Source organism: Streptomyces coelicoflavus (genome assembly GCF_003112555.1).
Classification (GTDB): Bacteria; Actinomycetota; Actinomycetes; order Streptomycetales; family Streptomycetaceae; genus Streptomyces; species Streptomyces coelicoflavus.
Window position 1 is genome coordinate 18,918 of record NZ_BEWB01000025.1, and the last position, 18,696, is coordinate 37,613.

Here is an 18,696-nt window from a genome sequence, read left to right on the forward strand (position 1 = left end):
CCTCGGCGCGCTGTGGTGGTGGGCCGTACTGCGCCTGGCGCTGGAGCCCGGCGCCGGAGTGCTGGAAGGGGCGGTCGCCGTGGGTGGCTGGGGCTTGAGCGTGCTCCCGGTGCACTGTGTGCCCCGGTGTGCGGCCGTGGGGGCGTTGGGGGCGGGGCGGTGGCGGCAGGCCCTGCGCGGGAAGGTGCCGGCTCCGGCGTCGTCCCGTCCGGAGGGCGGAGAGCGGGTCGTGGGGTCGTGGGCGAGTAGCGAGTGGGGGCCGGGGCGGGGCGCGAACCGGAATCCGCAGCGCACCGATGAACGTAAGGACTGAGCCGATGAGTGTCACCAGCCTGGACAAGGACCTGGACGATCTGAGCCTCACCCTGGTCGCCGACTTCGCCGCCCCCGTGGAACGGGTGTGGCAGCTGTGGGCCGACCCCCGGCAGCTGGAGCGCTGGTGGGGGCCGCCGTCCTACCCGGCGACGGTGGAGGAGCACGACCTGACCCCGGGCGGGGACGTCACGTACTTCATGACCGGCCCGGGGGACGAGAAGTACCGCGGCTGGTGGCGGGTGGCCACGGTCGACGCACCGCGGTCGCTGGAGTTCACCGACGGGTTCGCCGACGCGGACGGGGTGCCGAACGCGGCGATGCCGACGACCGCGAACCGGGTGACGTTCACCGAGCGCGACGGCGGCACCCGCATGGAGATGCGGTCCGCCTTCGACACCCGGGAGCAGATGGACCAGCTCATGACCATGGGCATGGACGAGGGCATGCGCGAGGCGGCCGGTCAGATGGACGCCCTGCTCGCCGCCGGCTGAGCCGCCCCGTTGCTCCTCCGGTGGCCCTCTCGGGCGGCCGCCTCAGTGCCCTCCCCGGTGGTCCTCTTGGGCGGCTGCCTCAGTGTCTTCTCCCGGCTCCCGCGAGGCCGCCCGAACGTGGCGTGGGGCCGCTCTGGCAGGTCGGGCACCAGTACGTGGGGCGGTCGCGGGAGCCGTCGCCCTGGTCGGCCACCCGGACCGACGTGCCGCAGCGCAGACAGGGACGGGGCGCCCGGCCGTACACGAACAGGTCCTGGCCCCGCACGCCCGTCGTGCGGCGGACCGGGCGGTCGCGGTTGGCCTCCAGGAGCCTCCGCGCGAGGGCGGGCAGCTGCGCGGCGCGGTCGGCGGGCAGCTCACCGACCGGCAGCCAGGGCGTGACGCCGAGCAGGAAGCACAGCTCGCACTTGTACACGTTGCCGATGCCGGCGAGATTGCGCTGGTCGAGCAGGGCCTCACCGAGCGGGCGGGCGGGGTCCGCGCGCAGGTTGTCGAGCGCCCGTGCCGCATCCCAGTCGGGGCCGAGCAGGTCGGGGCCGAGATGGCCGACGGCGCGCTGCTCGTCGGCGGTGCGCAGGACCTCGAGCACCGGGAGGCGGTAGCCGACGGCCGTGCGGTCGGCGGTGCCGAGGATCACCCTGATCTGGTGCGCGGGGCCGCCGCTCCAGCGCTGCCCGGGCGCGAACACTTTCCAGGAGCCGTCCATCCGCAGGTGCGAGTGCACCGTCAGGCCGCCCTCGACACGGGCGAGCAGGTGCTTGCCGCGCGGGGTCACGTCCAGGACGGTGCGGCCGGTGAGGTCGACCGTGGCGAACCGGGGGACGCGGAAGTCGCTGCGGGTCAGCACCTTGCCCGCGAGGGCGTCGTGCAGCCGTCGCGCCGCCTGCCAGACCGTGTCTCCTTCGGGCATGGTCCAAGGGTGACAGGGTCACGCCCTGATGCGCAGACCGCGCGGGGTGGCGATGAAGCCCGCTCCCTCCAGGAGGGGGCCGAAGGGGGAGGTCAGTGCCGCCGCCCCGTTGACCCGCTCCACCGTGACGGTGCCGAGGGAACCGGCGCGGGCGGCCTCCGCCAGCGCCTCCGCGGCGGCGCGCAGACGCGGGTCCTCCGTGGGCAGCCGGTCGGGGTCGGCGGGCCACAGCAGGAGGGTCTTGCCGCCGCGCTCCATGTAGAGCGCCGGTTCGCCCTCGACGAGCACCACCAGGGAGCCCGCCTTTCGGCCCGGCTTGTGCGTGGCACCGGCCGGTGGCTCGGGCCAGCCGAGGGCCGCGCCGTAGGCGTTCGCCGGGTCCGCGGCGGCCAGGACGACGGCCCGCGGTCCGACGGGGGAGCGGTCGCGCCGACCGGGGAATCCAGCGTCGTACGGGCCGCGCGGGCCCCCGGAGCCTGCGCCCCCACGCGGGCCGCCGGCGCCCGGCTCGGCGTAGTCGCGCGGCGAGATGTAGTCGCCCCGGGAAGGGGAACGGCCCAGGCCGTCGGGATCGGCGAAGACGTCGTCATAGGGCGCCGGGCCTCCCGGGCCCGTCACGTCTCCCGGACTTCCCGGGTTTCCGGGGCCTCCCGAGCCTCCGGGGCCTCCCGAGCCTCCGGGGCTGCCGGATGCGAAGTCGGCGAACGGGTCCGGGGGGCCGAGGGGGAAGTCGCCGGCCGGCCCGTCGGAGTCCTTGGGCGTCGGACGGTACACGGGGCCGCCGCCCGGGAGATCGCCCTGGCCGGACGCGCCGTCACCGCGCTCGCGGGCGTTCGCCACCGCGCGCAACCGGTCCACGGCGCCCTCCATGGCGAACTGCGCCGCCCCGAGCCCCTCCACGACATAGCCGCGCCGGGCCTGGCCGCTTTCCTCGAAGGCGGCCAGGATCCGGTACACCGCCGAGAAGCCGCCCTCCACACCCTCCGCGGCGACGGCGCCGCGGGTCACCACGCCGTGCCGGTCGAGCAGCGTGCGGGCCAGGGCGTGCGCCCGCACCGTGCCGTCGGCCTCGCGGGCAGGGAGCAGCGACCAGCGGCCCGCGACCGTCGGCGGGCCGGTGCGGGAGACCGGGCGGGCGGCGGCCGTCAGCGAGCCGTACCGCCCTCGGGGCACCGAGCGCTTCGCCCGGTGGGCGGTGGACCCGGCGGTGCGTCCGGAACCCAGCAGCGAGCGCAGGGGGGCGAGGGTGTCGTTCGTCAGCCGCCCGGACCAGGCCAGGTCCCACAGCGCGTCGGCCAGCTGCGGATCGGTGGCCTCCGGATGGGTGGTGGCGCGGACCTGGTCGGCGATCTGCCGAAAGAACAGGCCGTACCCGCCCGACAGGGTGCTCAGGACGGACTCGTGCAGCGCGGTCGTCTCCAGGGGGTGCGGGGGCGGCAGGAGCAGGGGGGCCGCGTCCGCCAGGTAGAGGGAGACCCAGCCGTCCTTGCCGGGCAGCGAACCCGCGCCCGCCCACACCACCTCACCGGCGGCCGTCAGCTCGTCCAGCATCGCGGGGTTGTAGTGCGCCACCCGGGAGGGCAGGACCAGCTTCTCCAGGGCGGAGGCGGGCACGGAGGCGCCCTGCAACTGCTCGACGGCGCGGACCAGCCCGTCAACGCCCCGCAGGGTGTGCCCCTTGCCGATGTGCTGCCACTGCGGGAGGAACTGGCCGAGGGCGGCCGGTGCCACCGGCTCCAGCTCGTGCCGGAGCGCGGCCAGGGAACGGCGGCGCAGCCTGCGCAGCACGGTCGCGTCGCACCACTCCTGGCCGATGCCGGCCGGATGGAACTCGCCCTGCACCACCCGTCCCGTCCCCGCGAGCCGCTGGAGGGCGCCCTCGGTGACCGCCACGCCCAGACCGAAGCGGGCCGCCGCCGTGACCGACGTGAAGGGGCCGTGGGTGCGGGCATGGCGGGCGAGGAGGTCGCCGAGCGGGTCCTTGACCGGCTCGGTGAAGGCCTCGGGCACACCGACGGGCAGTGCCGTGCCCAGCGCGTCGCGCAGCCGGCCAGCGTCCTCGATCGCCGCCCAGTGGTCGGCCCCGCCGATCCGCACCCTGATCGCGCGGCGGGCCGCGGCCAGCTCGGGCGCCCACTGCGGTTCGGCGCCCCGCACGGCCAGCTCCGCGTCCGTCAGCGGGCCGAGCACCCGCAGCAGGTCGGCGACGCCCTCGGGATCCTTGATCCGGCGGTCCTCGGTGAGCCACTGGAGCTCGCGCTCCAGGTCGGTGAGCACCTCCGCGTCGAGCAGCTCGCGCAGCTCCGCTTGGCCCAGCAGCTCGGCCAGCAGCCGCGAGTCCAGGGACAGGGCGGCGGCCCGGCGCTCGGCCAGCGGCGAGTCGCCCTCGTACAGGAACTGGGCGACGTAGCCGAAGAGCAGGGAGCGGGCGAACGGGGACGGCTCCGGGGTGGTGACCTCGACCAGGCGGACCTTGCGGGCCTCCACGTCGCCCATCAGCTCGACCAGGCCCGGCACGTCGAAGACGTCCTGGAGGCACTCGCGGACCGCCTCCAGGACGATCGGGAACGAGCCGTACTCGCTCGCCACTTCCAGCAGCTGCGCGGCACGCTGGCGCTGCTGCCACAGCGGGGTGCGCCTGCCCGGGCTGCGGCGGGGCAGCAGCAGCGCGCGGGCGGCGCACTCGCGGAAGCGGGACGCGAACAGGGCCGAGCCGCCCACCTGGTCGGTGACGACCCGGTCGACCTCGCCCTTGTCGAAGACGACGTCGGCCGCGCCGACGGGCGCCTTCTCGGCGTCGTACTCGGGGCCCGGCTTCGCGGGGTCCTGGTCGAGGAAGTCCAGTCCCATCAGGTCGGCGTCCGGCAGGCGCAGCACGATGCCGTCGTCGGCGTGCATGACCTGGGCGTCCATGCCGTAGCGCTCGGACAGGCGGGCGCCCAGGGCGAGGGCCCAAGGAGCGTGGACCTGGGCGCCGAAGGGGGAGTGGACCACGACCCGCCAGTCGCCCAGCTCGTCCCGGAAGCGCTCCACGACGATGGTGCGGTCGTCGGGGACGTGCCCGCACGCCTCACGCTGCTCGTCGAGGTACGACAGCACGTTGTCCGCGGCCCAGGCGTCCAGGCCCGCGGTGACCAGACGCAGCCGGGCGTCCTCCTTGGTGAGAGAACCGACCTCGCGCAGGAACGCGCCCAGCGCGCGGCCCAGCTCCAGGGGGCGGCCCAGCTGGTCGCCCTTCCAGAACGGAAGCCTGCCCGGCACCCCCGGCGCAGGGGAGACCAGGACCCGGTCGCGGGTGATGTCCTCGATCCGCCAGGAACTGGTGCCGAGCGTGAAGACGTCCCCCACCCGGGACTCGTACACCATCTCCTCGTCCAGCTCGCCGACCCGGCCGCCGCCCTTCTTCGGGTCGGCACCGGCCAGGAACACCCCGAAGAGCCCGCGGTCGGGGATCGTGCCCCCGGACGTCACGGCGAGCCGCTGCGCCCCCGGGCGGCCGGTGACCGTGCCGGCGATCCGGTCCCACACCACGCGTGGGCGCAGCTCGGCGAAGGCGTCGGAGGGATAGCGGCCCGCGAGCATGTCCAGGACGGCCGTGAAGGCGGACTCCGGGAGAGAGGCGAACGGGGCGGCGCGGCGGACGGTGGCCAGGAGGTCGTCGACCTGCCAGGTGTCCAGCGCGGTCATCGCCACCAGTTGCTGGGCCAGCACGTCCAGCGGATTGGCCGGGACCCTCAGGGCCTCGATCGCGCCGCTGCGCATCCGCTCGGTGACCACGGCGGACTGCACCAGGTCACCGCGGTACTTGGGAAAGACCACACCCGTGGAGACCGCGCCGACCTGGTGCCCCGCGCGGCCGACGCGTTGCAGGCCGGAGGCGACGGAGGGCGGCGACTCGACCTGGACGACCAGGTCGACGGCGCCCATGTCGATGCCCAGCTCCAGGCTGGAGGTGGCGACCACGGCGGGCAGTCGGCCCGCCTTGAGGTCCTCCTCGACGAGGGCGCGCTGCTCCTTGGAGACCGAGCCGTGATGGGCGCGGGCGATCACGGGAGGCGCGCCCTGGGCGGCACCCGAGCCGCCCATCAGCTCGGCGGGGGAGTGGTGCTCGTCCAGGGGCTCACCGGTCGCGCGCTCGTACGCGATCTCGTTGAGCCGGTTGCACAGGCGCTCGGCCAGCCGCCGGGAGTTGGCGAAGACGATCGTGGAGCGGTGCGACTGGACCAGGTCGGTGATCCGCTCCTCGACGTGCGGCCAGATCGACGGACGCTCCGCGCCCTCGTTGCCGTCCGCGACCGGGGAACCGCCCAGCTCGCCGAGGTCCTCGACGGGGACGACGACGGACAGGTCGAACTCCTTGCCCGACTCCGGCTGGACGATCTCGACGCGGCCGCGCGGGGCGAGAAACCGGGCGACCTCGTCCACCGGGCGGACCGTCGCCGACAGGCCGATGCGGCGGGCCGGCTTCGGCAGCAGCTCGTCCAGCCGCTCCAGGGTGAGCGCCAGATGGGCGCCGCGCTTGGTGCCCGCGACCGCGTGCACCTCGTCCAGAATCACCGTCTCGATGCCGGTCAGCGCGTCGCGCGTGGCCGACGTCAGCATCAGGAACAGGGACTCGGGGGTGGTGATCAGGATGTCCGGCGGCCGGGTGGACAGGGCGCGGCGCTCGGCGGGTGGGGTGTCCCCGGAGCGGATGCCGACCTTGACCTCCGGCTCGGGCAGACCCAGGCGTACGGACTCCTGACGGATGCCGGTCAGCGGGCTGCGCAGATTGCGCTCGACGTCGACGGCCAGGGCCTTCAGCGGTGAGACGTACAGGACGCGACAGCGCTTCTTGGGGTCGGCGGGCGGGGGTGTCGAGGTCAGCTGGTCCAGCGCGGCGAGGAAGGCGGCCAGCGTCTTGCCGGAGCCCGTGGGGGCGACCACCAGCACGTCCGAGCCCTGCGAGATGGCCTGCCACGCGCCCGCCTGGGCGGAGGTGGGCGCGGAGAAGGCCCCCGTGAACCATCCGCGGGTCGCGGGGGAGAAGCCGTCCAGGGCCCGGTGTGCGGAGCTGACCATGGATCCATCGTGCACCCGGCCACTGACAATCGGCCCGAGGCGGGCGGACGGGCCTGCTCTCGCCGGTCGGAGCCGTCCGGAGCGGCCGGAGCGAACGGAGCGGCCGGAGCGGCCGGAGCGGCCGGACGCCGAGGCTGCTCGCCCGAGCCGGGCGGGGCGGGGGCCCCGGTACGGGACGGTGGCCGAGCCGGTCGTGGGGAGGGTGGACGGTGCCGTGCGTCCGGCGGCTTGGGTCACGTCGGCGTGCCGGGCAGCGCGTGCGGCACGGTCGTCGGGTCCGTCCGGGGTGCAGTCGGAGGCCGGGGACACGGAGGTCCGAGCCGGGCGGGTGACGCGTGCGCGTCGGCGTCGTCGCGGCGCACTCGGGCCGGTCGGCGGGCCGGTCGGCGGGGGTCCGGGGCCGGTGGCCGCGGCGGTGGCCGGAGGTTCGGACACTCGGGGGCTCCGGGGGCTCCGGGGGCGTCGGTGGTGCCGGTCGTACGGGCCGGCCGCGCTCGCCGGCGGTACCGGCCGGTCGTCGAGCCCGCCCGGGCAGTTCGCGGGAGGCGAGGCGCGAGACGAGAGGTGCGGGCGAGAGGTGCGGGTGGCGGAGAATGGGGGGCATGGCGGGATCGGGTGAGCGGGCACGGCACTGGCGTTACGCGGAGCTGCCCGACGTCGACCTGCTCCGCGCCCAGTACATACGGAAGACCTTCGTGCGCCACACGCACGAGCACTTCGTCATCGCGGCCATCGCCGACGGCGTGGAGGTCTTCCACCACGGCGGGAGCGACCAGTACGCCGGCGCCGGCTCGCTCGCCCTGGTCAACCCGGACACCCCGCACACCGGGCGGGCCGGAGTGCCGGAGGGGTGGCGGTACGGGGCCGTCTACCCGGCGCCCGAGCTGGTGGCCGGGATCGCGGCGGAGACGACGACGCTGCGCGGAACGCCGGGGTTCGTCCGGCCGGTGCTCGACGACCCGTACACCGCCGAGCTGGTGCACCGCGTGCTGCGGGCCGCCGACGACGGGAACGCGCTCGCCGCCGACACCCTGCTGCGGGTGGCCGTGACCCGGCTGCTGCGGCTGAACGGCGGCCCGCTGCCCCGGCGCCCGGTGCGCACGGCCGGAGCCGGGACGGCGGCACGCGCGCGTGCCGTGCTGGAGGAGCGGATGGCGGACCCGCCGAGCCTGGAGCGACTCGCCGGGGAGCTCGGGAGCAGTCCGTTCGCGCTGCTGCGCGCCTTCCGGGACGCCTTCGGGATGCCGCCCCACACCTGGCTGACGGACGCCCGGGTGCGTCGGGCGCGGCGGCTGCTGGACAGCGGGACCTCCCCGGCCGAGGCCGCCCTAGCCGTGGGGTTCACCGACCAGCCGCACCTGAACCGGCACTTCGCACGGATCGTCGGCGTACCGCCAGGCGCCTACCAGCGGGAGCGCAAGAACGTACAAGACGCGCGGTCAGGACTGCTCCTACCGTTCGAGGCGTGACAGAACAGACAGCCCTTCCCGACGCTCCCGACGCGAGTGGTGCCGGCGCCAAGCCGGACGCCGCCGTCGTGCGGGACGCCCTCGGGGTCGGAGTCGCCGTCGGACTGTCCGGGTTCGCCTTCGGGGTGACCTCGGCCGGCAGCGGACTCACCCTCGCCCAGACCTGTGCGCTCAGCCTCCTGGTGTTCACCGGGGCGTCCCAGTTCGCGCTCGTCGGCGCGCTCGCGGCGGGCGGCAACCCGCTCACCGCGGCGGCGGGGGCCTTCTTCCTGGGCGTGCGCAACGCCTTCTACGGGCTGCGCCTGTCGCAGTTGCTGGCCCTCCCGCGCGCGGTACGGCCACTGGCCGCGCAGTGGGTCATCGACGAGACGACCGCCGTGGCCCTCGCACAGCCCACACGGCGCGGCGTCCGGATCGGGTTCACCGTCACCGGACTCACCCTGTACGTCCTGTGGAACCTCACCACACTGCTCGGCGCGCTGGGCGCCGAGGCCATCGGGGACACCGACGCCTGGGGGCTCGACGCGGCGGGTCCCGCGGTCTTCCTCGCGTTGCTCGCGCCGATGCTGAAGGACACCACCGAGCGCACGGTCGCCGCCCTGGCCGTTCTCCTGGGGCTCGGTCTGCTCCCCGTGCTGCCCCCCGGCGTACCCGTGCTGGTGGCCGCGCTGGCGGCGCCCCTCGTCCTGTGGGCGAGCGGACGCCGCGCGGGTGGTGCGGGGGACGGCGCGGGCCGTGGGACCGCCGAGAGGGAGGGAGAGTGATGAGCGTGTGGATCGCGATCGGTGTGACCGCGGTGGGCTGCTACGCCGTCAAGCTCCTCGGGCTGCTGGTGCCCGCGGGCGCCCTGGAACGGCCCCTGGTCCGGCGGCTCGCCGCGCTGCTGCCCGTCGCCCTCCTCGCGGCGCTCACCGCCCAGCAGACCTTCGCCGACGGACAGGCGCTCGTGCTGGACGCGCGGACCGCGGGAGTCGCCGCGGCCGCCGTGGCGCTGCTGCTGCGCGCACCGTTTCTGCTCGTCGTCGCGGCGGCCGTGGTGGTCACCGCGGGCGTACGGGCCATGGGCGGCTGAACCGGCGGGCAGGCGGTCGGGCGGTCGGGCCAGGGCCGGGCCGGGCCGGGCCAGGGCCGAACCCGGCCTGGTCAGGTCAGGTCAGACGAGAGGGCGGCCGTACGCCCGGAGCGTGCGCAGGGCCTCGATCGTCGCCCGGGTGCGGGCCTCCAGCGCCGGAGCGGGTGCCCAACGCGGCCGGCGGACGGGCCAGCCGCCGTCGTCCTCCTGCTGCGCGGCGAGGAAGTCGAGGGAGCGGGCCATCTCGTCGTCCGTGAACCACGCGCGCGCGAGCGAACGCGGATCCCTCGCGTAGTCGTGCGGGAAACGGCGCTCGCCCGGTGCGCGACCGGGGGAGACCGGGAAGCCGCCGGGCCCGTCCGGGTCCAGCACGGCGAGGCGCCGCTCGCGCACCAGGCGGCCCAGCCGGTCGGCCGCGGTCTGCGCGCGTGAACGGTCCGGAGCGGTGTCCAGGAAGGCCACGGCGGCCTCGATCTCGTACGGACACGACGCCTCCAGCGACTCCGCCGCCTGCCAGCAGAAGTCGGTGGCGCGGAACAGCCAGGCGTGCCAGACCTCGTTGCGGTGCAGCAAACCGACCACCGGGCCGGTGGCGAGCAGCTCCCCGGCCGGGTCGGCCACGACCGGCACGAAGGGCGCTGCCGGACATGCCTCCCCGTCCGCGCGGATCAGCGGCAGGGCACCGTCCGGGGTGGACACGGAGGTCAGATAGCGGCAAACCCGCTCGATCCGCTGCCCGCCGCAACGTCCCACGGCGTCCAGGACGTGCAGAGCACGCGCGGTGTGCAGCGGCTGGCTGACCGGCCCGCGCACATCGGGCTCCAGCGCGTGCCCGTACCCGCCGTCCTCGTTGCGGTAGGCGTCCAGCGCGGTCTCCACCGGGCCGGGATCCCCGCCGCGGAAGTGGTACGCGAACAGCCGCCGCTCCAGTACGCGCGCGGTGAGCCACAGGAACTGCTCCGCGCGCGCGAGCGGTGAGCGCGGGTCAGGGGCGCGGCGGGACGCGGGCGGCGGGATCGCGGGGAGTGGGGACGCTCCGGTTTCGGCCATGGGAGAGACCGTAGGCCGAGAAGCGGTTCCGTCAGGTGGTCCCGGCCCAAGGCCCACCCTCAGGGGCGGGATACTGGTGGCATGCGGTTGACGGTCTTCTGGGAGCGGATGACGGACCACTTCGGTCCGGGGTACGCCGACACCTTCGCGCGCGATCACGTGATGGCGGAGCTGGGCGGACGTACGGTGCACGAGGCGCTGGACGCCGGCTGGGACGCCAAGGACGTGTGGCGGGTGGTGTGCACCGTCATGAACGTGCCGCGGGAGCAGCGGTGAAGATGCACGGAGACCGCCCTGCGGGGACGGCCTGTCGGTGGCGTGGGCGAGACTTGCTCCGTGCCATCCACTGACGAGACCGGGCAGGCGGCCCGGCACGCATCCCCGGCCGGCCCCCCGCCGCCCACCGGGACCCCGGCCGACGGAGCCCCGGCCGGTCCGGGCCCCGGCATGCCGCGCTGGCTGCCGCGCGCCATGGTGCTGGCCCTCGCGCTCATCGCCGCCTTCCAACTGGGCAGCTGGGCCTTCCACCAGCTCACCGGGCTGCTGATCAACGTCCTCATCGCGTTCTTCCTGGCCCTGGCCATCGAACCCGCGGTGAGCTGGATGGCCGCGCGCGGCCTGCGCCGCGGGTTCGCCACCTTCCTCGTCTTCCTCGCCGTGCTGATCGCCGCCGCGGGGTTCGTCACCCTGCTCGGCTCCATGCTCGCCGGCCAGATCGTCAAGATGGTCGAGGAGTTCCCGGACTACCTGGACTCCGTCATCAACTGGGTCAACGGCCACTTCCACACCGAGCTGAGACGGGTCGACGTCCAGGAGGGCGTGCTCCGCTCCGACTGGCTGCGCAACTACGTGCAGAACAGCGCGACGGGCGTCCTGGACGTGTCGGCCCAGGTCCTCGGCGGCCTCTTCCAGCTGCTGACGGTCCTGCTGTTCTCGTTCTACTTCGCCGCCGACGGCCCCCGGCTGCGGCGCGGGCTCTGCTCCGTCCTGCCGCCCGCCCGCCAGGCCGAGGTCCTGCGCGCGTGGGAGATCGCCGTGGACAAGACCGGCGGCTACCTGTACTCACGCGGGCTGATGGCGCTGATCTCCGGCGTCGCGCACTACATCCTCCTGGAGATCCTCGAGGTGCCCTACGCCCCGGCGCTCGCCGTCTGGGTGGGCCTGGTGTCGCAGTTCATCCCGACCATCGGCACCTACCTCGCGGGCGCCCTGCCCATGCTGATCGCGTTCACGGTCAACCCCTGGTACGCGCTGTGGGTGCTGATCTTCGTGGTGATCTACCAGCAGTTCGAGAACTACGTGCTGCAGCCCAAGCTGACGTCCAAGACCGTGGACATCCACCCCGCGGTCGCCTTCGGCTCCGTCATCGCGGGCACCGCCCTGCTCGGTGCCGTCGGCGCGCTGATCGCCATCCCCGCGGTCGCCACGCTCCAGGCGTTCCTCGGCGCCTACGTCAAGCGCTATGACGTCACGGACGACCCACGCGTCCACGGGCGCCGGATCCGCCGGGTGGGGCCGGGGGAGCCCACACGGCTGCGCAAGCTGTGGACCCGGCGCCCGGAGCAGGGAGGCCCGGGGGCGCGGGGACCGGAAGGGGCCGGGGACGGCGGACCCCAGTGAGAGCGGCGGCACGCCTCCGGGGGTGCCGCGTCAGTACGTCGGGCCGGCCCACACGCCGGCGCCGGCCACGGCGGCCGCGTAGCAGCACACCGCCGCGGTCACGACCCGACGCCGTACCGCCTCGCTCCACGGGGTGAGGGCCAGCAGCCGGGCCAGGAGGGGCAGGACCAGCACCGCGTGCAGGGACACGCCGTGCAGCGGCTTCAGCCACGCCGTGGAGTGGTAGGCGGCCTCCTGGTGACCGGTGCGGGTGAGCACCACACCGCGCGCGATCATCGAGGCGCCCGAGGCGAGCCCGACGAGCAGCACCGCGAACCCGGAGCGCACCGCCAGGGCCATGCCCGCGGGCCCCGTGGGACGACGGAAGAAGGCGGTGAGCGCGAACGCGGTGAGCAGCACGACCAGGACACCGCCGCCCACCGCGAGCGTCATGGACACGGTGGTGTCGAAGGGCGTCTCCATGTTGAGGTGCGAGGGCACCTCGCGCCATGCCTGGAGGGTGATCCCGCCGACCTCGACGACGCAGTCGGCCGCGAACACCGCGAGCAGCACCGCGCGCGTTCGCGGCCGGAGGTCCAGGTACGAGGTGACCCAGGTGACCGCGATCAACGTCACCCCGAAGGACAGCCCGAACGTCACCGGTTTGCGCCAGGACACCGGCCCGTCCCAGGGCCCGCCGTCCACCGCGAACACCACCAGGTGCGCGAGGCCGGAGAGGATCAGCACGAGGCCCGTCGCGCGGCACAGGCGCGGCAAGGGAGAGCGGTCGGTGTGGGCGGTCTGCATGGGAGGAGCCTGGCAACGGCCGCCCGCCCCGTCGTCGTCCGGCCGGAGGCACCCGCCGTACGCCGGCGGGAGCAGGGTCAGCCCTGCGGTTCCTGCGGCTTGGCGTCGATCTCCCGCAGGTTGCGGTCCTTGAACTCGGTGCGGGTCTCGGTGCGGTGACCGCGGGCGATGTAGTCCCGCACCACCGCCTCGACGGCGTCCTGGGGTGAGCCGATACCGGCCAGGCCCATCACCTCCACCACGAGTTCGGCGTCGAGATCGATGGTGATCCTGGCCATGGTGTCCCCTCTCCGACCTCTCCCGGTGTCGCATCCGCATCCAACCACCTGGCTCGCCGCCCCGGGGACGTACGCTCGGAAGTGCCACGTGGTGCGCTTGACACGAAAATCGAACATCCATTCTTATGGAGGCTCCGGCGGGGCTCGTGACGGGTGATTCGAGTGGGTTCGGGTGGAGATGCACCCGAGTTATCCACAGGCCGGACCCGCATCGGGGCCCATTGTCAGTGGCAGGCATTAGCGTCTTTGACGTGAAGCGATCGAATCAAGCAAACCGGGTGGAACCCATGGCAGGAACCGACCGCGAGAAGGCCCTGGACGCCGCGCTCGCACAGATTGAACGGCAGTTCGGCAAGGGCGCGGTCATGCGCATGGGCGAGCGGCCGAACGAGCCCATCGAGGTCATCCCGACCGGGTCGACCGCGCTCGACGTGGCCCTCGGCGTCGGCGGCCTCCCGCGCGGCCGTGTCGTGGAGGTCTACGGCCCCGAGTCCTCCGGCAAGACGACCCTGACCCTGCACGCGGTGGCGAACGCGCAGAAGGCCGGCGGCCAGGTCGCCTTCGTGGACGCAGAGCACGCCCTCGACCCCGAGTACGCCAAGAAGCTCGGCGTCGACATCGACAACCTGATCCTCTCCCAGCCCGACAACGGCGAGCAGGCCCTGGAGATCGTGGACATGCTGGTCCGCTCCGGTGCCCTCGACCTCATCGTCATCGACTCCGTCGCCGCGCTCGTCCCGCGCGCGGAGATCGAGGGCGAGATGGGCGACAGTCACGTCGGTCTGCAGGCCCGGCTGATGAGCCAGGCCCTGCGGAAGATCACCAGCGCGCTCAACCAGTCCAAGACCACCGCGATCTTCATCAACCAGCTCCGCGAGAAGATCGGCGTGATGTTCGGCTCCCCGGAGACCACGACCGGTGGCCGGGCGCTGAAGTTCTACGCCTCCGTGCGCATCGACATCCGCCGCATCGAGACGCTGAAGGACGGCACGGACGCGGTCGGCAACCGCACCCGCTGCAAGGTCGTCAAGAACAAGGTCGCGCCGCCCTTCAAGCAGGCCGAGTTCGACATCCTCTACGGCCAGGGCATCAGCCGCGAGGGCGGCCTGATCGACATGGGCGTGGAGCACGGCTTCGTCCGCAAGGCCGGTGCCTGGTACACGTACGAGGGCGACCAGCTCGGCCAGGGCAAGGAGAACGCGCGCAACTTCCTGAAGGACAACCCCGACCTGGCCAACGAGATCGAGAAGAAGATCAAGCAGAAGCTGGGCGTCGGTGTGCGCCCCGAGGAGTCGGCCACCGAGCCCGGCGCGGACGCCGCCTCCGCCGCCCCGGCCGACGCCGCCCCGGCGGTGCCCGCTCCCACGACCGCCAAGGCCACCAAGTCCAAGGCCGCGGCAGCCAAGAGCTGACCCGTGACCCGACGAACCGACTGGGCCGAGTACACGAGCGGCTCCGCCGGGCCGGGCGACGACGCGTACGGGGCGGCTGCGGCCCCGTACGAGCCGGATCCCTCCGCCGTCGGTCCCCACGAGGACGGCGCGGCGCGCCACGGTGACGGCGAGGTGCGCCACGGAGGCGGACGGAGCCGTGGAGCGGGCGGCACGCGCGGGCGCCGAAGGCGCGAGCGTGTGGAGCCGTCCGCCGAGGACGGAGGTGCAACTTCCTCGTCGAGGGCCGAGAAGGGGGAGCCTCCGCGGGACCCGGTGGAGCAGGCACGGGCGATCTGCCTGCGCCTGCTCACCGGGACCCCGCGCACCCGCAGACAGCTGGCCGACGCCCTGCGCAAACGGGAGATCCCCGACGAGGCCGCGGAGGAGGTGCTGTCCAGGTTCGAGGAGGTCGGTCTGATCAACGACGGCGCCTTCGCGCAGGCCTGGGTGGAGTCCCGGCACCACGGCCGCGGGCTGGCCAGGCGCGCCCTCGCCAGAGAGTTGCGCACCAAGGGCGTCGAGGCGACGGTCATCGACGTGGCGGTGTCCCAACTGGACACCGAGCAGGAGGAGGAGACCGCGCGCGACCTGGTCGCGCGCAAGCTGCGCGCCACCCGGGGACTCGACCGCGACAAGAGACTGCGCCGCCTCGCCGGCATGCTGGCCCGCAAGGGCTACTCCGAGGGCATGGCCCTGCGGGTGGTCCGCCAGGCACTGGAGGAGGAGGGCGAGGACACGGAATACCTCGGCGACGAGGGGTTCTGAGCGGGCGTCCAACCGAGGGCACTCTGGGCAGGTGATTACCTGGACTGGGTCTGTATGGTGAGTGGTTTTTCTATAATTTTCGGCAGCGTTGATCGTCCGTGACTGGGTATCAGTTGAGGACGATAATGTGACGCAGGAGACGGTGGCCGACGCGGCCGTACATCAGCGGCTTGAGTAGCCTGATCTTGGTGTTGACGCCCTCGGTGCGTCCGTTGTGGTGCGGCAGAGTGAGGGCAGCGTCCAAGGCGGCGCGGTCGTGCTCCAGACCTTGCGCGAAGCAGTGAAGGGCAGGTCAACGTTGCGGCTCCGGGTCATCCTGGCCGTCAAATTCTCCGCTTTGCCCTCGCGCGGGATGAGTCAGGTCGGCAAAGGCGTGGATGTGGCCAGCCAGTACGGCCATCTCGGGGCAGGCGTGGGCGAGCTGGTGGGCAGAGTGTGCTGGTCCTCGTCGAGATGGCCGGGGCGGCGGGTGAGCAGGCCGGTGACCTCGCGGGGCGAAAAGGGGAGCGTGGTCGGGCCCTGGGACAGCACGCACGGGGAGGCTTCCCTGCATCTCGCCGAGGTGCACCACCAACGCAATCGAGAGCATCAACGCACGGATCCGCAAGGCTGTCCGGGCCCAGGCGATACTTCCCCACTGTCCATGCCGCCCTCAAATGCGTCTACCTGGCCGTCATGCGCCTGGACCCGACCGGCACCGAACGCAAACGCTGAACCATGTGTTGGAAGGCCGCATTCCAAGTCTTCGACGGCCGGCTCACCGCCGGGCGACGAACAGACCGAATTCCACCCTTCGCTACATAGACCGCCTACGGCACGTCGAGTACCGCGGTGACCTCATAGGTGGCTGCCGGGGTGAGGTCGACCTGATCATCGGCGAGATTTCCTCCTGCCAGCGATGGGCGCCCGCTCGACGTCCCGTTTGTGTGGACGCTGGAAGGACAGTCCTCACCTTGTAACGACCCAGAATCGGAACCGTTTTGGATCAATAGCTGAAACCGTCAAGTGCCGACCCGTCGGGCAGCGAAGCGCGATGTGCCGACAGTAACTGGTTGGGTGAAAGAGGCCGGGCCGAGCCCGGACGAGACCGTCGCTGAACTCGGCGCCTGCCTCGGCTCGTCGGAGAGTCAGATAGTAGACGACAGCTGACTGTTCGGAGGCTGAATCAGGAGGCCTTCTCCATGTACCCGGCATCCGTAACGTACGACCCCGACGGACAATAGACCACAGAAAGTCCGCTTGATTTCCATACGCCCGCCTCGCGCGAAAATTCTACGCCGCCGACCACGCTCTTGCAATTCGCGATAGCCTTGTAGTGACCACCGTTGCTGTTGGTGCACTGTGCGCCCACAGCGTCAGAAAGGATTTTTTTGGCTGAGCATCCTGTCGGCCATCCTGTTGCCGCATCGGTAGCGGCAATTGCTGTACTTTGCAGTGCCAACGGAGAAACTGCGAGTATTCCGCCCGCAACGAGGAGGGAGAAGCGCATCTTCATAGTGCAACCCTTTCTTGATCGGTCAATTCTAGACGTATGTTGAAGAGGGTCTATCGGTTTCCGGGTGTTAGTTGTACCTCGTCTCAACGCCAGCTACCGTAGGCTTGCCGGACCCAGAACAGTATGCTATAGAGAAGCCTGACTTGGTCCAACGGCCCACAGCGTTGGTAACCCTTCCCTCTGAATCCTTACAATTTGCGATTGCGCGGTAGGATCCTCCATTGCTGTTTGCGCATGTAGCGGTTGTTCGCCATGAGTCAGCAATGGAATACTTGCAGCCTGTCGGATGTGCCGTAGCGCCGGAGGGGGAAGCTGACGCAATGGTCGCACCACCGAGCGAGAGAGCGCCTACCAAAATCCCTACAAGGGCTGAAGCGCTACCGACTCGTCGCGTATGAGCTTCTCTCAGCATCTCTATTCGTCCCTTCTCTCTTTGAGGCAATCGACTCGATGCTTGCCTGGAGGTTCCACTCGATCGCGTAATGGATCTGGTGCAGCCGCAGTCGAGTGCCAGGTAGTGATCTAGGTTCCTGGCCTGTGCTTCCAATGATGACTGACCCATGTTCTGGCGTGTTGACATTGCATCCACTGCTTCTTGGCATTGCGTCTATCGTGTTGTCCTTGAATGTGGGAGATGCTTCCAGTTGGCAGCCATGACTCCTCCTCCACATTGGTGCGTGCAATGAGAGCACGACGCGTGTTGTCGGCGTACAAGTGGGCAGCCGTGGCAAGGTATCCGTGATGCTGCCATGTCATCGTGCGCTGGTGAGGGCAGGAGGATGATGCGGTGGCAGAGCAACGGCGCACCTGCGCGGCCGGCCACCACCCGTTCTGAAGTTTCAGATCGCTGATGCGTCCTGGCTGACGCCAGCATTGAACGGCGCCGTGATGCCCTGAACGACTCCAGGCTGGCCCTCTCGGACGGTGTTGGCCAGGCTGGACAACGCCAGGAAACGGGCGCCAGGCAATTGCTGAACCGTCTTCATCCTGTTCTGCAGGGGTGATGGCGCAGGTCAGCGGAGGTGGCGTGGCAAGGCAAGGCTCTTGGTCGTTGCGGCGGTGTTCTCTACGCACCACGCTTCGTCCGAGGAGCCTCGCTTGGTCCCGTATCGAGCCACGCTCGACATCCCCATCCCTCACGAACTGGTTGAGCATGTCTCGTGCCTCATCTGTGCCTGAAGGTGTGAACGCGGCACGCGGTGGCGGAGTCTGGCTTCCAGCAGGCTCTGCTGGTGTACCTGTGGAAAAGCGAGATGCTGCCCCAACTCGCGGCGGGTTCGGGGTCTTCACCGCGACCGCTTGGCGGTACGTCGAGGAGACCCTCGACCTCCTGGCCTCCTTGGCTCCCAGCTTGCCGAGGCCCTCGTCGGCCCGGGCGAAGGAGGCTTCGTCATCGTCGACGGAACGCTCATCCCCATCGAGCACATCGCCGCGGACGAGCGGTGTACTCCCAGAAGCGCCGGAAGCAGGGCATGAATGTCTAGTGCTGTGACCGGATTGGTTCACCGGGTTGGCGGTACTGTCCGCGCATGCATCAGCTCCCGTGCACTTTGGAAGCCCTCGTTGTACGTACTGACTTCTCGACAAACGATGCTTGGGACACTTTGCGCGCGGTGCTGTTCCTGCCAGCAGGGACGGCTTCTTGGCCAACTTCGCATTCGTCGATGATCGGAGATACGAGGGCTTGACGCCCGAACCGGCCCTCGACCTCATCCCTGCGGATTATCGGCATCCAATTCTTTCCCTTGCGGACTCTGTAGCCGTCGCCTGGACTGAACTGCCGCTTCTCGTTGTGGATCTGTGGGGTGAGCGTGGGCGGTGTATCCGTGTAGTGGCAGCCGAGCAGTGGAGCATCAAGAACAACCTCTCGGAGGCGAACATGGACTTCGGGGAGTTCGCCGACGCCGTCGGCGACGACGGCGCTTTTCGAGGCTTCTGAGTCACTGGCCGC

The 18,696-nt window shown here is 71.7% G+C and carries 16 protein-coding genes and 2 pseudogenes; 11 read left to right on the forward strand and 7 right to left on the reverse strand.

Features of this window, described 5'->3' with window-relative positions; genetic code table 11:
• The first annotated feature begins 317 nt into the window (after nt 1–317).
• Entirely contained in the window at nt 318–806 is a 489-nt protein-coding gene (locus Sco07f_RS38800; RefSeq protein ID WP_054099794.1) for an SRPBCC family protein, read from the forward strand.
• Nucleotides 807–885: 79 nt separating this feature from the next.
• Here the strand turns inward: Sco07f_RS38800 and Sco07f_RS38805 are convergent, their stop codons facing one another.
• Together Sco07f_RS38805 and Sco07f_RS38810 are read right to left on the reverse strand one after the other, a co-directional pair.
• Nucleotides 886–1,716 carry an Fpg/Nei family DNA glycosylase gene (locus Sco07f_RS38805; protein WP_108990701.1) on the reverse strand — a complete coding sequence of 277 codons (831 nt, stop codon included), beginning with the start codon at nt 1,714–1,716 and terminating at the stop codon, nt 886–888.
• A gap of 18 nt (nt 1,717–1,734) precedes the next feature.
• Nucleotides 1,735–6,777, reverse strand: a complete 5,043-nt coding sequence (locus Sco07f_RS38810; protein ID WP_108990702.1) for an ATP-dependent helicase — start codon at nt 6,775–6,777, stop codon at nt 1,735–1,737.
• Nucleotides 6,778–7,379: 602 nt separating this feature from the next.
• Here Sco07f_RS38810 and Sco07f_RS38815 point away from each other — a divergent pair.
• Genes Sco07f_RS38815 through Sco07f_RS38825 form a run of 3 tightly spaced genes read left to right on the forward strand, consistent with a single transcriptional unit; the run spans nt 7,380 to nt 9,318 of the window.
• Nucleotides 7,380–8,246: an AraC family transcriptional regulator gene (locus Sco07f_RS38815; protein ID WP_108990703.1), complete on the forward strand. Its 867-nt coding sequence runs from the start codon at nt 7,380–7,382 to the stop codon at nt 8,244–8,246.
• A complete protein-coding gene (locus tag Sco07f_RS38820) occupies nt 8,243–9,010 on the forward strand; it encodes an AzlC family ABC transporter permease (protein WP_108990704.1) in 768 nt (255 codons plus the stop codon). The genes Sco07f_RS38815 and Sco07f_RS38820 overlap by 4 nt, the downstream gene beginning before the upstream one ends.
• Nucleotides 9,010–9,318 (forward strand): AzlD domain-containing protein, encoded by a 309-nt coding sequence (locus tag Sco07f_RS38825; protein WP_007445008.1) that lies wholly within the window; start codon nt 9,010–9,012, stop codon nt 9,316–9,318. Before Sco07f_RS38820 ends, Sco07f_RS38825 begins: the two co-directional genes overlap by 1 nt.
• An 81-nt stretch (nt 9,319–9,399) precedes the next feature.
• On the opposite strand, the gene Sco07f_RS38830 is transcribed toward Sco07f_RS38825, so the two are convergent.
• Nucleotides 9,400–10,368, reverse strand: a complete 969-nt coding sequence (locus Sco07f_RS38830; protein WP_167468351.1) for a hypothetical protein — start codon at nt 10,366–10,368, stop codon at nt 9,400–9,402.
• An 81-nt stretch (nt 10,369–10,449) separates the two neighbouring features.
• On the opposite strand from Sco07f_RS38830, the gene Sco07f_RS38835 reads away from it, so the two are divergent.
• Together Sco07f_RS38835 and Sco07f_RS38840 are read left to right on the forward strand one after the other, a co-directional pair.
• The gene (locus Sco07f_RS38835; protein ID WP_007445009.1) at nt 10,450–10,644 is read left to right on the forward strand and encodes a DUF3046 domain-containing protein; all 195 of its coding nucleotides are present in this window, start codon (nt 10,450–10,452) and stop codon (nt 10,642–10,644) included.
• 60 nt (nt 10,645–10,704) lie between these two features.
• Entirely contained in the window at nt 10,705–11,988 is a 1,284-nt protein-coding gene (locus Sco07f_RS38840; protein WP_174855483.1) for an AI-2E family transporter, read from the forward strand.
• Between the two features lie 30 nt (nt 11,989–12,018).
• Here the strand turns inward: Sco07f_RS38840 and Sco07f_RS38845 are convergent, their stop codons facing one another.
• On the reverse strand, nt 12,019–12,774 hold the full coding sequence (locus Sco07f_RS38845; protein WP_108990706.1) for a hypothetical protein: 756 nt from the start codon (nt 12,772–12,774) through the stop codon (nt 12,019–12,021).
• A 77-nt stretch (nt 12,775–12,851) separates the two neighbouring features.
• Complete coding sequence (locus Sco07f_RS38850; RefSeq protein WP_108990707.1) at nt 12,852–13,052, reverse strand: type II toxin-antitoxin system VapB family antitoxin; 201 nt, start codon at nt 13,050–13,052, stop codon at nt 12,852–12,854.
• A 287-nt stretch (nt 13,053–13,339) separates the two neighbouring features.
• Between Sco07f_RS38850 and recA the strand changes: the two genes are divergently transcribed.
• A complete protein-coding gene (gene recA, locus Sco07f_RS38855; RefSeq protein WP_108990708.1) occupies nt 13,340–14,464 on the forward strand; it encodes a recombinase RecA in 1,125 nt (374 codons plus the stop codon).
• A gap of 3 nt (nt 14,465–14,467) precedes the next feature.
• Nucleotides 14,468–15,250 carry a recombination regulator RecX gene (gene recX, locus Sco07f_RS38860; protein ID WP_108990709.1) on the forward strand — a complete coding sequence of 261 codons (783 nt, stop codon included), beginning with the start codon at nt 14,468–14,470 and terminating at the stop codon, nt 15,248–15,250.
• A 109-nt stretch (nt 15,251–15,359) separates the two neighbouring features.
• On the opposite strand, the gene Sco07f_RS41015 is transcribed toward recX, so the two are convergent.
• On the reverse strand, nt 15,360–15,494 hold the full coding sequence (locus Sco07f_RS41015) for a transposase (protein ID WP_167468352.1): 135 nt from the start codon (nt 15,492–15,494) through the stop codon (nt 15,360–15,362).
• A gap of 319 nt (nt 15,495–15,813) precedes the next feature.
• On the opposite strand from Sco07f_RS41015, the pseudogene Sco07f_RS41405 reads away from it, so the two are divergent.
• Nucleotides 15,814–15,961 (forward strand): annotated as a pseudogene (locus Sco07f_RS41405) (transposase); the annotation flags it as partial.
• A gap of 454 nt (nt 15,962–16,415) precedes the next feature.
• On the opposite strand, the gene Sco07f_RS39960 reads toward Sco07f_RS41405, so the two are convergent.
• Nucleotides 16,416–16,745 (reverse strand): hypothetical protein, encoded by a 330-nt coding sequence (locus Sco07f_RS39960; protein ID WP_159107054.1) that lies wholly within the window; start codon nt 16,743–16,745, stop codon nt 16,416–16,418.
• Nucleotides 16,746–17,789: 1,044 nt separating this feature from the next.
• Here Sco07f_RS39960 and Sco07f_RS41025 point away from each other — a divergent pair.
• Together Sco07f_RS41025 and Sco07f_RS39965 are read left to right on the forward strand one after the other, a co-directional pair.
• A pseudogene (locus Sco07f_RS41025) lies at nt 17,790–18,226 on the forward strand (transposase); the annotation flags it as partial.
• Between the two features lie 113 nt (nt 18,227–18,339).
• On the forward strand, nt 18,340–18,684 hold the full coding sequence (locus Sco07f_RS39965; protein ID WP_439959713.1) for a DUF6924 domain-containing protein: 345 nt from the start codon (nt 18,340–18,342) through the stop codon (nt 18,682–18,684).
• Nucleotides 18,685–18,696: the final 12 nt, after the last annotated feature.

Coding starts and splice junctions, on each gene's coding strand:
- Sco07f_RS38800 (WP_054099794.1), top strand. CDS start 318: ATGAGTGTCACCAGCCTGGACAAGGACCTGGACGATCTGAGCCTCACC.
- Sco07f_RS38805 (WP_108990701.1), bottom strand. CDS start 1,716: ATGCCCGAAGGAGACACGGTCTGGCAGGCGGCGCGACGGCTGCACGAC.
- Sco07f_RS38810 (WP_108990702.1), bottom strand. CDS start 6,777: ATGGTCAGCTCCGCACACCGGGCCCTGGACGGCTTCTCCCCCGCGACC.
- Sco07f_RS38815 (WP_108990703.1), top strand. CDS start 7,380: ATGGCGGGATCGGGTGAGCGGGCACGGCACTGGCGTTACGCGGAGCTG.
- Sco07f_RS38825 (WP_007445008.1), top strand. CDS start 9,010: ATGAGCGTGTGGATCGCGATCGGTGTGACCGCGGTGGGCTGCTACGCC.
- Sco07f_RS38830 (WP_167468351.1), bottom strand. CDS start 10,368: ATGGCCGAAACCGGAGCGTCCCCACTCCCCGCGATCCCGCCGCCCGCG.
- Sco07f_RS38835 (WP_007445009.1), top strand. CDS start 10,450: ATGCGGTTGACGGTCTTCTGGGAGCGGATGACGGACCACTTCGGTCCG.
- Sco07f_RS38845 (WP_108990706.1), bottom strand. CDS start 12,774: ATGCAGACCGCCCACACCGACCGCTCTCCCTTGCCGCGCCTGTGCCGC.
- Sco07f_RS38850 (WP_108990707.1), bottom strand. CDS start 13,052: ATGGCCAGGATCACCATCGATCTCGACGCCGAACTCGTGGTGGAGGTG.
- recA (WP_108990708.1), top strand. CDS start 13,340: ATGGCAGGAACCGACCGCGAGAAGGCCCTGGACGCCGCGCTCGCACAG.
- Sco07f_RS39960 (WP_159107054.1), bottom strand. CDS start 16,745: ATGAAGATGCGCTTCTCCCTCCTCGTTGCGGGCGGAATACTCGCAGTT.